Here is a 13,595-nt window from a genome sequence, read left to right as displayed (position 1 = left end):
TCGTTTTTCTAAAGTTATAAAGTTCTGGTATAACATGTTAGATTACCTAACAAAACATAATTAAAATAATACTAAACAATTTTGATCTTGTACAGATAGGAATATAAAGATAAAATTTACCAATTATTTTTAAGAGGGTGGAATACATAATAGCAAGTATGTTATACTACAGTTACTTATAACGAAAGGGATGATGGGTGAACGATGAAGAACTAATCTTATTTTTCCAAAATTTGAATGAAATACATTTCAAATGGAACAAAAAATAGGATTAGTCTGCCCATTTCCATAAATCGCTTTTTCAAAGCATATCTCTAATGGTATGTGCACAATGATTGGTCGATATGCACGCTTTTTGTATATCGGTTATGTATGTTGTGAATGAGCAAATAATTAGGTACGGCTAATCCTTCCAGAGAAAATTTGGGAGGATTTTTTTCTCCCTTCTGAAAGGGTTTGATAAAATGCAAGAACTTTTAAAGTTAGTTAATGTCGGATATGAAGTGCTGGATACTACTATTTTTACAAATATAAATGCAAGTGTACAGCAAGGAGAAGTTATTGGGATTATTGGTAAAAATGGTGCAGGAAAATCTACTTTACTGCAGTTAATAAATAAAGAAATTGTCCCTACAGATGGACATATCAAGTGGGTAAAGGAAGACTTATTGGTAAAAATGGTCGAACAGGAAACCGAAAACTACGACTTACAGAAAGAAACTTTTTTGGAATCGAAGCTATTAGAGAAATGGCAGGTGCCGACAAAGGACTTCCGAGTAATGAGTGGCGGGGAAAAATTAAAAGCACGTCTTGTTAAAGGCTTTGCCCACGATGCTGATTTATTACTATTAGACGAACCAACCAATCACTTAGATGAACAAAGTATGGCACTGCTGCTCGACCAAATAACAGCATATAAAGGAACCATTATAATCGTTTCCCATGACCGCTATTTCTTGGATACAGTTACAACAAAAATCTGGTCACTTGAAAATAAACAGCTTATCGAATATAAAGGGAATTATACGAGCTATATGGAGGCACGCGAGCAAAAGAGATTATCCCAGCAGCGGGAGTATGATAAACAGCAGAAGAAGATTAAACAAGTGGAAGGACAAATGAAGGAACTCACCTCTTGGTCTAAGAAAGCGCATGCCCAATCAACCAAACAGGAATTCCCAAAAGAATATTACCGCACAAAGGCCAAACGAATGGATGCCCAAGTCAAATCAAAGCAAAAACGGTTAGAAAAAGAGCTGGAAAAAAATAAAGTGGAACGTTTAGACGAAGAGTATACGGTAGCTTTTTCGATTGAAGCGAATAAAAAGAAGGGGAAACGCTTTTTGGAAATCAAAGATTTATCGAAAGCGTTTGACGCTAAATTGTTGTTTAAAAAGGTGAATGTAACGATTCAGCATGGGGAAAAGGTTGCGATTATGGGACCTAATGGAAGTGGGAAAACAACCTTGTTAAATATTATTTTAGGAAAAGAAAAGGCCGATGGAGAAGTTTGGATTTCACCGACAGCCACTATCGGTTATTTAACACAGGAAGTATTCGATCTTCCTTTAGAGGAAACACCGGAACAGCTGTTTTTCAAAGAAACATTTGAAGAAAGAGGAAAAGTACAAACACTGATGAAACATTTAGGATTTATGGCTTCTCAATGGAAGGAACCAATAAAAAATATGAGCATGGGAGAACGGGTGAAATGCAAATTAATGGCTTATATTTTAGAAGAAAAAGATGTGCTCATACTCGATGAACCAACAAACCATCTGGATTTACCTTCCCGGGAACAATTAGAAAAAACGCTATCCCAGTATAATGGAACGCTTATTATTGTTTCGCATGACCGTTATTTTCTAGAGCAAACAACGACAAGTAAACTAATCATAGGCGATGGAACGATTCAAAGGCAATGGACGGAGTCTCCAAAACGGGATAGAGATAATAAAGAAGAATTACGGCTAAAGCTGGAGACAGAAAGACAAGAAGTATTAGGAAAATTAAGCTTTATGACACCGAAGGATAAGGAATATGCGGAATTAGATAGAAAGTTTCTGGAATTAACAAAGCAAATAAAGGAGCTATAGGGGATTATTCCCCTTTTAATTTGTAAAATAATTAATTATTCCAGCTATTGCTAATAATACTCCCCCAATTAGAAAGGTTATTATGGAAATTTTTGCGTTTAATGTGCGATCTTGTTCGGTTTCTGTAAAATGATGATTTCTGTGCTGTCTGCCATCTGGCCATGCTCCGACCATCGTCACCGCGATGAAGATCGAAATGATACCGATGAGGAAAAAAAACATAAACATAGATCTTCCTCCTTTTTAAATAAGAAGCAATTTTCTTGTGTTAATTATACGTATTGTTTCAACTTAAAGTTACAGAAATATGTGATTATTTATGCTTTAATAAGAAGAAAGAGGAGGAATAGTCATGAGGATACCTGCTAAGCTACAAAAGGGTGATGAAATTAGAGTGATTGCCCCTAGTCGAAGTGCAGCAATTTTATCAGAAGAGGGAATAGAGCAAGCAAAGAAAAGATTAGAGAATCTTGGATTTATTGTGACGTTTGGGAAGCACATTTTTGAATCGGACTTACAATTCTCCTCCACGATTGAGCATCGGGTGGAGGACATTCATGATGCTTTTCGGGATCAAAATGTAAAAGGAATATTAACGGTAATTGGCGGATTTAACAGCAACGAGCTGTTGCCTTATTTAGATTTTGATTTAATAAAAGCTAACCCGAAGATACTTTGTGGGTATAGTGATATTACCGCTTTAGCAGCTGCAATTACAACCAAGGCTGATTTTATTACCTATTCTGGTCCACATTTTTCTAGCTTTCAAATGGAAAAGCTGCAGGAATACCAAACAGAATATTTTCAGAAATGCGTGATGGAAACTAGTGCGTTCATCATAGAACCTTCTGATGTATGGACAGATGATGCATGGTATTTGGATCAAGAAAATCGTCGATATGAACCTGGAGGCTGGAAGGTATACCAAGAGGGGAGTGCAAAAGGGCAATTGTTTGGTGGTAATTTATGTACCTTAAATTTACTGCAGGGAACAGAATATATGCCTAATCTTAAAGACAGCATTCTATTTATAGAAGATGATGAATTAACTATTCCAGAAACATTCGCAAGAGATTTAACCTCCTTGCTGCAGACAGCAGGAATAATTAAAGCATTAGTAATTGGGAGATTTCAACGAGCTTCGAAAATGACTGAAGAGCAGCTTTTGTTTATTTTAGATAAACATCCTCTTTTGCAGCAAATCCCTGTCCTATATGATGTGGATTTTGGTCATATCCAACCAGTCTTTACTTTCCCCATTGGGGGAGAAGTAGAGATTGATACAAAGAACCATGGAATTAAATTGACTACTTTTTAAATGGTTCAATGGAGGAATCGACTTGGAGCTTAAAGAAAAGATAAAAAATCTACCAGCATCTCCAGGGGTGTATTTGATGAAGGATTCCTCTGGACAAATCATTTACGTTGGCAAATCCAAAACATTAAAAAATAGAGTTTCTTCATATTTTCAGCATTCGAAAAATCGGATTGGTAAAATAGAGAAATTAGTGAAGCATATAAAGGATTTTGACTTTATTGTCACAGATACAGAGTTTGAGGCATTAATGCTGGAATGTAAGTTAATAAAAGAAATCCAGCCCATGTACAATCGGATGATGAAAGCGACAAAGGCATACAACTACATCGTATTCCGATGGCAGAAGGGATCCTACCGTATGGAGATTGTAAATGAATTGGAGAAGGATGATATTCATTATTATTTTGGTCCTTTTACTAGTAAAAGAACAGTAGAAAATGCAATAAAAGGAATCCAATCATTTTATAAAATAGATTGTTCCAAAACGACAAGAAGTAATAGTCCATGTCTCAATTATACAATCGGAAAGTGTATAGGGATTTGCTTCAATCCAATAGCTGAAGAAACGTATCAACAAATTATCCATCGTCTTATCTCTTTATTTAAAAAAAAGGATACTAGAATACTAGAAGAAATGTCCGCCGAAATGAGCGAAGCTTCTAGTAATTTTGATTTTGAAAAAGCAGCGGAAATAAGAGATACCATTGCCAAAATAAAGACGATTCTGCAAACAGAGACAGTAATAAATTTTATGGTCGAAAATCTTTTTCTAGCAGTCGAGCATTTAAATAACGATCGTATAAAGCTATTTCTGATTAAACGAAATCAGATTTTGTACCGGCAAATATATGAAGCAAATCATTTTGATATGCAAGTGGTGAAGAGGCAGATTTGTACATATCTTTCAAGAAAGAATCTGCCTGTCGGTACGTTAGATAAGGCAGAAATAGACGAAGCTTATATTATTTATAACTATTTAAACAGCGGCAATTGTCGGTATGTGGTCGTAGAGGCCGAATGGCAGGGAAATAGAGAATGTGGTAATTTGGAAAACAGTCTCAGGAAAATCATTCCCTTTCATTAATAAGAAATTTTTCAGGAAATACAGATAAAAATGCAGTGACATCCTAAAATAGAGGAGAAATCAATATGCTGTCGAAAGAACAAATTAATGAAATTAGAGAGCTTAAGGATATTTGTGAGAAAAAAGAAGGCTTTGAGTTAAAACTTAACTTTGATATGCTCGAAAATAGAAATGGAGAAAAGAAAGAGGACTTTTTTTATTATGTAGACGGCAAACTAGTTGGCTTTTTAGGGAGCTACTATTTTGGCAAAAAAGTTGAGTTGTGTGGTATGGTTCATCCACATTTTCGCCGGAACGGGATTTTTACAGCTTTGCTGGAAGAAGGCTTAGAAACAGCAAGACAGAGAGAAGCTACGAGTATATTATTGAATGCTCCTGCTGCATCGCAGAGTGCAAAAGTATTTCTAGATAAGCTACCATGTTCCTATGCCTTTTCGGAACATCAAATGAAATGGCATAAGGAAGATTTAATAGAGGATGCTGCGATTTCTTTAAGACCATATGATTATGATCAGGATAAAGAAATAGAAATAGAGCTTGATGTTTTAGGCTTTGGTATAGCTGAGGAGGATGCTCGCGATTACGTTAACACCATAACGGAGCAGGCTGGTGATAAACGCATGATTATTGAGGTAGATGGAAAAACAGCGGGGAAAATCAGAGTTTCTGAAACCGATGGAGAAGCATGGATTTACGGTTTTGTTGTTATTCCAGAGCTTCGCGGAAAAGGAATTGGCAGAAGGGCGTTATCGAAAGTGGTAAAAATGGAAAAGGAAAAAGGCCTTCCTATCTTTTTAGAAGTAGAAGCAAAAAATGCTCGAGCGCTTAAACTTTATGAGTCTTGTGGATTTCGAAGCTATCATTCACAGGACTATTATGAATATAAATAACTCTTTTGATAGAAGGTATCTAAATGTCCATCTAGATACCTTCTATCCTTATGTCAAAGGAAGAGCAGTATTACACGTATTATCATCTTTAAAAGTAGCGAGATCCGATTTAGCTGTTTTGCCATTATAGGAGATGGTTATTTTTAAATCTTTATTGCGAGGAAGCCATAAATCGATAAACCCGTTTGGCTGAGAAGTTATAAGTTCATCTACATAAACATTCCCCATGTCATCTTCAATATATACTGCGAATTCCTTATTTGCCAATTCCCCGCGGCACCCAGCTAAATTATGGATGGCACAAGGGTGAGTATCTACTAAGTAAGGAGCAACAGAAACAAAAAATTTTTCTTTGGGCAAGCGATAGAGATGCTCTTCGTTGTCGAGAGTATTCACCGTTAATGTATCAGAGGTAATGGAAGCGGCAGCTGCTGACTTCTTCCCAGAACTATAATCTTGAACAAGCTGTTTGACATCGCTATTGTCGATTTTTTCATAGCGGTTATTTTGGGTAATAATTAAAAGAATCGTTACAGCAAATAGTATGGTAATAAATATCGGAATGAAAAGTTTAGTTTTTTTCATATTAATCGCATTCTCCCTTTCAAGTTTGACTGCTTATGTATAAAGATAACAAAAAAGAGCAAAAAATCATGAAAGAAAAATGGAGATTTTGTGAATTTTTTTTTTAAAATCGATTGCTTTTTCATTTTTCAGAAGTTTGGTAAAAATTGTGATAAAAGTCCTTTCTTTCTCTTGTGTATCTGTCTATTTTCCTATAAAATTTGTAATAGAAACTAGAAAAAGGAAATAGAGTATTTTCATTATTTAAATATAATAAAATGATAAAGGCAAATTCATCGAAAGGTGAAGACGCAAAGCTATAGGGACTAAGATCTTGGAGATTAAGTCAGCCAGTTACCGATTTATCTTGATAAAGAAGGGCTAATCGGTCGAAGATTAGCTTTTTTCTATTATTTGGATAGCTGTAATATGTCGATGATAGTCTCACTAATGGTAAGGTGAGGAGAAAAATGGGGATATTATATTTTTGCTGCGGAGTAATGATAGGTATTTTCTTTTGGAAAAAAAATGATAAGCGTAAATATAATAAGTGGAAAGCGAAAATACAAAAAGAAGATATTATGTTCCGCTTAGTGGAAAGCTCAAAGGACATCGTTTATCGATATGAAGTGAAGCCGCAAATGAGACATTCGTATATTAGTCCTTCCGCTGATGCTGTATTAGGGGATGGCATGGTCAAGGAATTCTATCGAAATCCGTATGCCCCTTTAGACATAATTTACCCCGAGGATTATGACATTATGTACAAAAAACTTCATGGTGCAATTGATTATAGTCAGCCATTGGTTCAACGAATGAGATGTTCAGACGGTTCTTATAAATGGTTTGAGGAATATGCGACACCTATTTATGAGCATGGAGAGCTTGTAGCGATTCATGGAATCATTCGCAATATCGACGAGAAAGTAAGGCTACGCGAGAATTTGGAACATCAGCTGATTCATGATGCATTAACAGAAGTATATAATCGTTTTTACTTTGAACAAAAGATGGAAGAATTCGATACGAAAATAGATGAAGTAATTGCCATTATCCTATGTGATTTAGACGAATTAAAACAAGTTAATGATAAGTATGGTCATAAACAAGGCGATGATTTAATCAAAGCAGCTGGAAAATTATTAAACACTTTTTCTTCTCCTTATATTACGGTCTCAAGAATCGGCGGGGATGAATTTGTCTTATTAATCCAAGGAATGAAACAAGATGAAATAGAAGAGTTATATAAGAGGATGACGATGGGATTAAGTGATAAGGGAAAATGTGTAGAAGAAAATATGGTGAGAATGTCGATTGGCTATGCATTTGGTCAAAGCTCTCTTGGAAAAATGACAGCCTTATTTACAGAAGCGGATAATCATATGTATCAAAATAAAGTCCAAAAGAAAAAGGAAAATCAACATAAAGTATTGGCAGAATAACTGGTTTTATAGCAGAGGGAAGACAGCTTTCAATTAAAGGAAAGCTGTTTTCTTTATATAGAATTGTTTTTTGCAAAGTGTTATTGCATGTTCCCCACGGTGAAAAGGGTATAATAGAAATATCAAAAAGAAATGGAAGGGAGCTAATATGAGTAATAAAGAGACAAAAACAGATGCTGGCTGGAATTTTGATAATAGCTATGCTCGTCTTCCCGAAATATTTTATTCTAAGATGACAGTAAATCCAGTCATTTCCCCAAGCTTAGTGAAACTTAATGAGGATTTAGCTAAGACTCTTGGATTAAATGGGGAGCAATTGCAGCACCCTGAGATAATAGATGTATTAAGCGGGAATGAGGTTCCAGAAGGAGGCTTTCCTCTTGCCCAAGCATATGTGGGCCATCAATTTGGCCACCCGACCATGCTGGGTGATGGAAGGGCGATGTTAATCGGAGAGCAGATCACCCCATCAGGTGAACGATTCGATATCCAATTAAAAGGCTCTGGCCGAACTCCCTATTCGCGCGGTGGCGACGGGAGAGCAGCGCTTAAGCCAATGCTAAGGGAGTATATCATTAGTGAAGCGATGCATGGGCTTGGCATTCCAACTACTAGAAGCTTAGCGGTTGTAGCTACTGGCGAGACGATTGTCCGTGAAATGAATTTGCCAGGAGCTGTCTTAACAAGAGTAGCAGCAAGCCATCTTCGCGTAGGAACTTTTCAATATGCAGCTGCTCTTGAGTCGAAGCAGGATCTTAAAGCACTTGCGGATTATGCTATGGAACGGCATTTCTCAACGATTAAGAAAGATGGGAATCCGTATGTTGAAATGTTTAGAGAAGTAATGAAGCGGCAGGCTGCATTAATTGCAAAATGGCAATTAGTTGGGTTTATTCATGGTGTTATGAACACAGATAATATGACGATTAGTGGCGAGACGATTGACTATGGACCATGTGCGTTTATGGATAGCTTCCATTTAGATACTGTTTTCAGCTCGATTGATGTTCAAGGTCGGTATGCATATGGAAATCAGCCGAAAATAGCAGGGTGGAATCTGGCCAGGTTTGCTGAAAGCCTCCTGCCATTATTCCATGATGATATGGAAAAAGCAGTGGAGCTTGCTCAAGAACAATTAGATCAATTTAATCCTTTTTATCAGCAGCATTGGCTTGATGGAATGAGAGGAAAATTAGGACTAGTGGCAGCGGAAGAAGAAAAAGATGCTGAGCTGATAGAGAAGCTCCTTGGTATCATGCAAAATAATCGGGCGGACTATACAGATACTTTCCGTGCTTTAACACTAGGGGAAGTAGAAAGATTAGAACTAAATAAAAATCAAGCATTTAGCGAATGGCATAAAGCTTGGAAGGAAAGAATTGCAGGGCAAGAAGGGGGAGAAGTAGCTGCTCGTGAACTGATGAAAAAGCATAATCCAGTTGTCATCCCTCGCAATCATCGTGTCGAAGCAGCACTTGATGCTGCAGAAGCCGGAGATTTAAGTGTAATGGAAGAATTATTACAAATGCTTTCTAACCCGTATGCATATACAAAAGCACAAATGGAGTACGGCATAGCTCCAGTGAAGATCAACCCTGCTTATAAAACCTATTGCGGGACATAATGATATAAAAAAACACACATGAATTTTGTACTCAAAAATTCATGTGTGTTTTTTTTATGAAAGAAATGAATTTCAAAACAATCTCTCTATATACAAGGAAGAATTAATAGAGACACCGTATATAGTGAAAATTAACTGTATTAAGAATACTAAATAGCTCGTTTAACAATTCTAATTATACTTGTTTGAAAATTTGATTTATTATAAAAATACTATTCCTATTTAATTAGTGAGAATTTTAAATACTTTTGAGAGGTGGATATTATGTCAAAGAAAAAACAAGTTCAATTTGGTCTTATGCTACATGGACCAGGAGGACATATGAATGCATGGAAGGATGAGTCTGTTCCGCCAGATGCAAGTGTAAATATTGAATATTATCAAACGATTATTAAACAAGCGGAAGGAGCTGGATTTCGTTTTGCTTTTGTAGCAGATGGTCTTTATATTAATGAGAAGTCCATTCCTCATTTTTTAAATCGATTTGAACCTTTAACTATTTTATCTGCGCTTGCAACAGTAACCAAAAATATTGGTTTAGTTGGCACGGTTTCTACTTCTTATAGTGAGCCATTTACAATCGCCCGCCAATTTGCTTCTTTAGATAAGATAAGTAATGGAAGGGCAGGGTGGAATGTTGTTACTTCTCCATTGGAAGGTTCAGCCGATAATCATACAATAAGAAAGCATCCTAATCATGCATTAAGATATGAGATAGCAGAAGAATATTTGGAGGTAGTAAGAGGGCTTTGGGATTCCTGGGAGGATGATGCTTTCATCAGAAATCGCCATACAGGTGTTTTTTTTGATAAAGAGAAGTTGCATACTTTAAACCATGTAGGCAAGCATTTCTCTATAAAAGGTCCGTTAAATATTGAAAGATCGATTCAAGGGCAACCTGTTATTTTTCAGGCGGGAGCATCGGAAGCAGGAAAAAATCTTGCTGCCAAAGAAGCAGATGCAGTTTTTACAAATTCAAGTTCTTTTCAGCAGGCAAAAGCTTTTTATGAAGACATTAAAAATCGAGCATTACAGTTTGGAAGAAGTAATAAGGATATTAAAATATTTCCTGGAATTCATCCAATAGCGGGAAGAACGATAGAAGAAGCAGAAGAAAAATATCATACAATAAAAAATCTTGTTTCAATGGAAGAAGCCCTCAATTATTTAGGAAGATTTTTTGATCACTTTGATTTTAGCAAATTTCCGTTAGATGAACCGTTTCCTGAAATAGGCGATTTAGGTGCCAATAGCTTTCAATCAACAACTGATTCCATAAAAAGATTAGCCAAGGATAAGAATTTGACACTTCGGGAGGTTGCTTTACAAGTAACTACACCTAAAAGTTCATTTTTCGGTACTTATGAGCAAGTAGCTAATCAATTAATTGAGTGGGTAGAAGGCGGAGCTGCAGATGGCTTTATTTTCGGTGCTCCTATACTAGGAAGCGGACTGTCAGAATGGATAGCTCATGTTATTCCAATTTTGGAGGAAAAAGGGTATTATCAAAAAGAATATACAGGTAATACTTTACGGGAAAATTTAGGTTTAGCCTATAAGGAAAATCAATTTCAACAACATGTTATTAAATAAAGCAACTATGGAAGGAGCGTAAATAATATAATTCAACATAAGTGTCTAAAAAGAAAGGGGCTATCTTCTCAGGATGGCCTCTTTCTTTTTACTAATTATCATAATAGAATATTTGGGCGTTTTGCTTTATTTGTAAAAGCGGCTTCTATTAAATCAATTAAATGAGTTGTTGCTTTGCCATTGGTATCATTCGTTTTTCTTAAAAGTCCAATAGGAGGAGAAGCTTCAATCCCACTTATTTCGACAACCTTGGTTCCTAATAACGTGGATGAATGAGCAGTACGGGTAAATAGAGAAATACCTAGACCTGCTTGAACATAATGTTTATGAGCCATACTACTGCTTATTTCTATTTTCTTATAGTCAGTACCAATCTTTTCTACGAGGGTTTGTTCTATTTTAATACGTATTGGGCAATTATGTGGAGTAAACAAGAAAGTTTCATTTCGCAAATCTTCAATCATTACCATTGTTTTATGGGCAAGTGGGTGTGAGTCTGGTAAAAGCAAAACGATATCATCATGATATAAGGGTTTAAATATATTTTCCATGGAAACTTCTGGAGCTCCACAAATAGCGAAATCAATTTCATTATGAGATAGCTTGGTACTAAGAGTATTAGCGTCCGCGATATGAACAGATATCACTACTTGTGGGTATTTCGTTTTAAAGCAAGACAAAATAGCTGGAAACTCTAAACTTGCTGTAGGCTCAGAAACTCCTATCCGAATTAATCCAGCTAACCCAACCTCTAAATCCTGTCGAGTTTTATCTAATCGGTCATATTCTCTCAAGAGTGCAATTGCCCTTTCATAAAAAAGACGACCAGCTTCGGTCATTTTTAAAGTTTTTCCTCTTTCTAGAAGTTTTTCTCCTATTTCTTCTTCTAAATGTTTAATATGTAGCGTGATAGTTGGCTGTGAATAATTTAATGCTTCAGCTGCTTTGAAAAAGTTCCCATATTTTACAATAGTCGTAAAGGTGCGAATAGCACGAATCTCCATAAAGACCCCCCTCTTTCCTATAGATTTAAAAAAGCTGAATCGTTTGTTTATTTATACTAATTATACTTTTGTGATTATTTGCTTTATTATAATCTATATTAACAACTATTCCAAGTGGTTTACACAGAATTTAAAAGGAGGCAGAAAAATGACGAGAGTTACGATTATAGTCGGAGGTAATTCAGTTGCTTCTAGACTTACAGGGGTATTAGAGTACACAACAAATTATTTAGAAAAAGAAAAAGTTGACATCAAAATTATTCAAGTACATCAGCTTCCTAGTGATGCATTAATAACAGCAGATTTTACGAATGAAGCAATAAAAAGTGCGCAGCAGCATGTAGAAGAAAGTGAAGGGGTAATCTTCTTAACCCCTATTTATAAAGCTTCCTATTCAGGAATCTTAAAAACCTTCATTGATTTATTGCCACAAAAGGCACTTAAGGGAAAGGAAGTTTTACCGTTAGTATTAGGCGGTACTTATGGTCATCTATTAGTAATTGACTATGTATTAAAGCCAGTTCTAATGACGTTGGGAACAACAACTATTCAAAATGGCGTTTTTGTGTTAGATAAACAAGTAAAAAAACAGGAGAAAGCTACCTATTTCTTAGACGAAGACTCGCAAAAACGATTAGATTATGCATTGGAGCAATTCAAAATCTCTTTAGGAGGTAAGAATAGTGACTATTACGTTAAGTATTCTTGATCAAAGTCCTATAGGAGAAGTGGAGAAGGCAGAAATTGCCCTTCAGAATACAGTTAAGCTTGCAAAAGTGGCTGAAGAATTAGGATATCACAGATTTTGGGTATCAGAGCATCATAATAATACTCAATTAGCTGGATCCGCACCTGAAGCGTTAATTGGATATTTGTTAGCTAAAACAAAAAAATTAAGAATTGGCTCGGGCGGGGTTATGCTTCAGCATTATAGTCCTTACAAAGTTGCAGAGGTGTTTCACGTATTAGCTTCTCTAGAGCCTAATAGGGTAGACCTTGGAGTTGGAAAAGCGCCCGGTGGATTGAATCTTTCTACACAAGCTCTACAAGAAGATAAGAAACCCCTACAAAAAGATTTTGTTCAAAAATTGAGTGATTTACAGAAATTTATTAATAATGAAGAAAAGGTGCAGGATTTAAAAGCAACACCAATTACAACGAATAATCCGGACTTATTTTTATTAGGAGGAAGTGTAGAAAGTGCTGAGATTGCTGCACGATTGGGAATCTCCTATGTATTTGCCTATTTTATAAATGGGGATGAAAGTGTATTAAATGAAGCAAGGGAGAGATTTGAAAAGTTTTCACCAAAGAATGCGAAGAATAAGTTCCTATTAGCATTGACAATCGTTGTAGCAGAGACTGATTCAAAGGCAACTTCTTATATTAAACACAAGGAAACAGTAAAAGTTATCTTCTCTGATGGGAGAAAAGTAAATGTAAATTCATTAGAACATGCTCAAAAGGTTTTGGATGAGAGCGAAGAAACAGAATATCAATTAATAGTCCAAAAGGCTGGGTATCTTGCAGGATCGATGGGAACAGTAAAAAAACAACTTATCCAACTTATTCAGAAATATAACATTGATGAAGTTATTGCGTTATCTCCAATAGTGGAAATCGAGAGTAGGATACACTCTTATAAATTATTAAAAAGGGCATTTGAAACAGAAAAATATGTAAGAAGTACATTAAACGAAGGGATGATTAGCTAATGAGTCTGCATAAAAAAGTGGTCGTATGGAGTAAGGATGGATGCAGCTATTGTCAAGAAGTAAAATCTTATCTTGCAGAAAATAATATTGAATATTCAACAATTGATGTTACACAAAATGATTCCTTTAGAGATATTTTAGAAGTGAAATATGGAATTCGTTATGTACCGGTCATTGAGATTAGCAATGGCAGTAATGCTGAATATAAAGCAGTTTTTAAAGCGGATATTAACGCGCTAAAAGAAGCATTAATATAATAAGGAGG

At 35.7% G+C, this 13,595-nt stretch carries 13 protein-coding genes and 1 riboswitch; of the genes, 10 read left to right on the top strand and 3 right to left on the bottom strand.

The window, feature by feature from the left end:
- Positions 1 to 464 precede the first annotated feature (464 nt).
- Positions 465 to 2,096, top strand: coding sequence for a ribosomal protection-like ABC-F family protein (abc-f, locus tag NSS71_RS21105; protein WP_047941652.1), 1,632 nt, complete (start codon positions 465 to 467; stop codon positions 2,094 to 2,096).
- Positions 2,097 to 2,111: 15 nt separating this feature from the next.
- On the opposite strand, the gene NSS71_RS21100 is transcribed toward abc-f, so the two are convergent.
- Positions 2,112 to 2,324, bottom strand: a complete 213-nt coding sequence (locus tag NSS71_RS21100) for a DUF5316 family protein (RefSeq protein ID WP_341152017.1) — start codon at positions 2,322 to 2,324, stop codon at positions 2,112 to 2,114.
- Positions 2,325 to 2,448: 124 nt separating this feature from the next.
- On the opposite strand from NSS71_RS21100, the gene NSS71_RS21095 reads away from it, so the two are divergent.
- The 3 genes from NSS71_RS21095 (at position 2,449) to NSS71_RS21085 (ending at position 5,388) form a co-directional block, all read left to right on the top strand.
- Positions 2,449 to 3,414 (top strand): S66 family peptidase, encoded by a 966-nt coding sequence (locus tag NSS71_RS21095; protein WP_341152016.1) that lies wholly within the window; start codon positions 2,449 to 2,451, stop codon positions 3,412 to 3,414.
- Positions 3,415 to 3,436: 22 nt separating this feature from the next.
- Positions 3,437 to 4,498, top strand: coding sequence for a UvrB/UvrC motif-containing protein (locus NSS71_RS21090; protein ID WP_144580279.1), 1,062 nt, complete (start codon positions 3,437 to 3,439; stop codon positions 4,496 to 4,498).
- 65 nt (positions 4,499 to 4,563) lie between these two features.
- On the top strand, positions 4,564 to 5,388 hold the full coding sequence (locus NSS71_RS21085) for a GNAT family N-acetyltransferase (protein WP_047941648.1): 825 nt from the start codon (positions 4,564 to 4,566) through the stop codon (positions 5,386 to 5,388).
- Positions 5,389 to 5,436: 48 nt separating this feature from the next.
- Here the strand turns inward: NSS71_RS21085 and NSS71_RS21080 are convergent, their stop codons facing one another.
- Positions 5,437 to 5,973 (bottom strand): CueP family metal-binding protein, encoded by a 537-nt coding sequence (locus NSS71_RS21080; protein ID WP_341152015.1) that lies wholly within the window; start codon positions 5,971 to 5,973, stop codon positions 5,437 to 5,439.
- A gap of 255 nt (positions 5,974 to 6,228) precedes the next feature.
- A riboswitch (cyclic di-GMP riboswitch) is annotated at positions 6,229 to 6,314 on the top strand.
- A gap of 108 nt (positions 6,315 to 6,422) precedes the next feature.
- Here NSS71_RS21080 and NSS71_RS21075 point away from each other — a divergent pair.
- From NSS71_RS21075 to NSS71_RS21065, 3 genes are all read left to right on the top strand, one after another.
- A complete protein-coding gene (locus NSS71_RS21075; protein WP_095259195.1) occupies positions 6,423 to 7,394 on the top strand; it encodes a sensor domain-containing diguanylate cyclase in 972 nt (323 codons plus the stop codon).
- Positions 7,395 to 7,542: 148 nt separating this feature from the next.
- Positions 7,543 to 9,018, top strand: coding sequence for a protein adenylyltransferase SelO (locus NSS71_RS21070; RefSeq protein WP_341152014.1), 1,476 nt, complete (start codon positions 7,543 to 7,545; stop codon positions 9,016 to 9,018).
- A gap of 264 nt (positions 9,019 to 9,282) precedes the next feature.
- The gene (locus NSS71_RS21065; protein WP_328283059.1) at positions 9,283 to 10,611 is read left to right on the top strand and encodes an LLM class flavin-dependent oxidoreductase; all 1,329 of its coding nucleotides are present in this window, start codon (positions 9,283 to 9,285) and stop codon (positions 10,609 to 10,611) included.
- Between the two features lie 98 nt (positions 10,612 to 10,709).
- On the opposite strand, the gene NSS71_RS21060 is transcribed toward NSS71_RS21065, so the two are convergent.
- The gene (locus NSS71_RS21060) at positions 10,710 to 11,615 is read right to left on the bottom strand and encodes a LysR family transcriptional regulator (protein WP_341152013.1); all 906 of its coding nucleotides are present in this window, start codon (positions 11,613 to 11,615) and stop codon (positions 10,710 to 10,712) included.
- Between the two features lie 148 nt (positions 11,616 to 11,763).
- Between NSS71_RS21060 and ssuE the strand changes: the two genes are divergently transcribed.
- Genes ssuE through NSS71_RS21045 form a run of 3 tightly spaced genes read left to right on the top strand, consistent with a single transcriptional unit; the run spans position 11,764 to position 13,587 of the window.
- Entirely contained in the window at positions 11,764 to 12,324 is a 561-nt protein-coding gene (ssuE, locus tag NSS71_RS21055; protein ID WP_341152012.1) for an NADPH-dependent FMN reductase, read from the top strand.
- The gene (locus NSS71_RS21050; protein WP_328283062.1) at positions 12,299 to 13,330 is read left to right on the top strand and encodes an LLM class flavin-dependent oxidoreductase; all 1,032 of its coding nucleotides are present in this window, start codon (positions 12,299 to 12,301) and stop codon (positions 13,328 to 13,330) included. Before ssuE ends, NSS71_RS21050 begins: the two co-directional genes overlap by 26 nt.
- On the top strand, positions 13,330 to 13,587 hold the full coding sequence (locus NSS71_RS21045; RefSeq protein ID WP_328283063.1) for a glutaredoxin family protein: 258 nt from the start codon (positions 13,330 to 13,332) through the stop codon (positions 13,585 to 13,587). Before NSS71_RS21050 ends, NSS71_RS21045 begins: the two co-directional genes overlap by 1 nt.
- The last annotated feature ends 8 nt before the right edge of the window (positions 13,588 to 13,595 follow it).

Origin of the sequence: Niallia sp. FSL W8-0951, from assembly GCF_038006525.1 — a bacterium.
In the GTDB taxonomy this organism is placed as follows: Bacteria; Bacillota; Bacilli; order Bacillales; family Cytobacillaceae; genus Niallia; species Niallia circulans.
This window is presented reverse-complemented; position numbering and strand designations above follow the sequence as displayed.

Excerpts from the sequence above, each read along its gene's own strand:
- abc-f (WP_047941652.1), top strand. The coding sequence starts at position 465 with ATGCAAGAACTTTTAAAGTTAGTTAATGTCGGATATGAAGTGCTGGAT.
- NSS71_RS21100 (WP_341152017.1), bottom strand. The coding sequence starts at position 2,324 with ATGTTTATGTTTTTTTTCCTCATCGGTATCATTTCGATCTTCATCGCG.
- NSS71_RS21095 (WP_341152016.1), top strand. The coding sequence starts at position 2,449 with ATGAGGATACCTGCTAAGCTACAAAAGGGTGATGAAATTAGAGTGATT.
- NSS71_RS21085 (WP_047941648.1), top strand. The coding sequence starts at position 4,564 with ATGCTGTCGAAAGAACAAATTAATGAAATTAGAGAGCTTAAGGATATT.
- NSS71_RS21080 (WP_341152015.1), bottom strand. The coding sequence starts at position 5,973 with ATGAAAAAAACTAAACTTTTCATTCCGATATTTATTACCATACTATTT.
- NSS71_RS21075 (WP_095259195.1), top strand. The coding sequence starts at position 6,423 with ATGGGGATATTATATTTTTGCTGCGGAGTAATGATAGGTATTTTCTTT.
- NSS71_RS21070 (WP_341152014.1), top strand. The coding sequence starts at position 7,543 with ATGAGTAATAAAGAGACAAAAACAGATGCTGGCTGGAATTTTGATAAT.
- NSS71_RS21065 (WP_328283059.1), top strand. The coding sequence starts at position 9,283 with ATGTCAAAGAAAAAACAAGTTCAATTTGGTCTTATGCTACATGGACCA.
- NSS71_RS21060 (WP_341152013.1), bottom strand. The coding sequence starts at position 11,615 with ATGGAGATTCGTGCTATTCGCACCTTTACGACTATTGTAAAATATGGG.
- ssuE (WP_341152012.1), top strand. The coding sequence starts at position 11,764 with ATGACGAGAGTTACGATTATAGTCGGAGGTAATTCAGTTGCTTCTAGA.
- NSS71_RS21045 (WP_328283063.1), top strand. The coding sequence starts at position 13,330 with ATGAGTCTGCATAAAAAAGTGGTCGTATGGAGTAAGGATGGATGCAGC.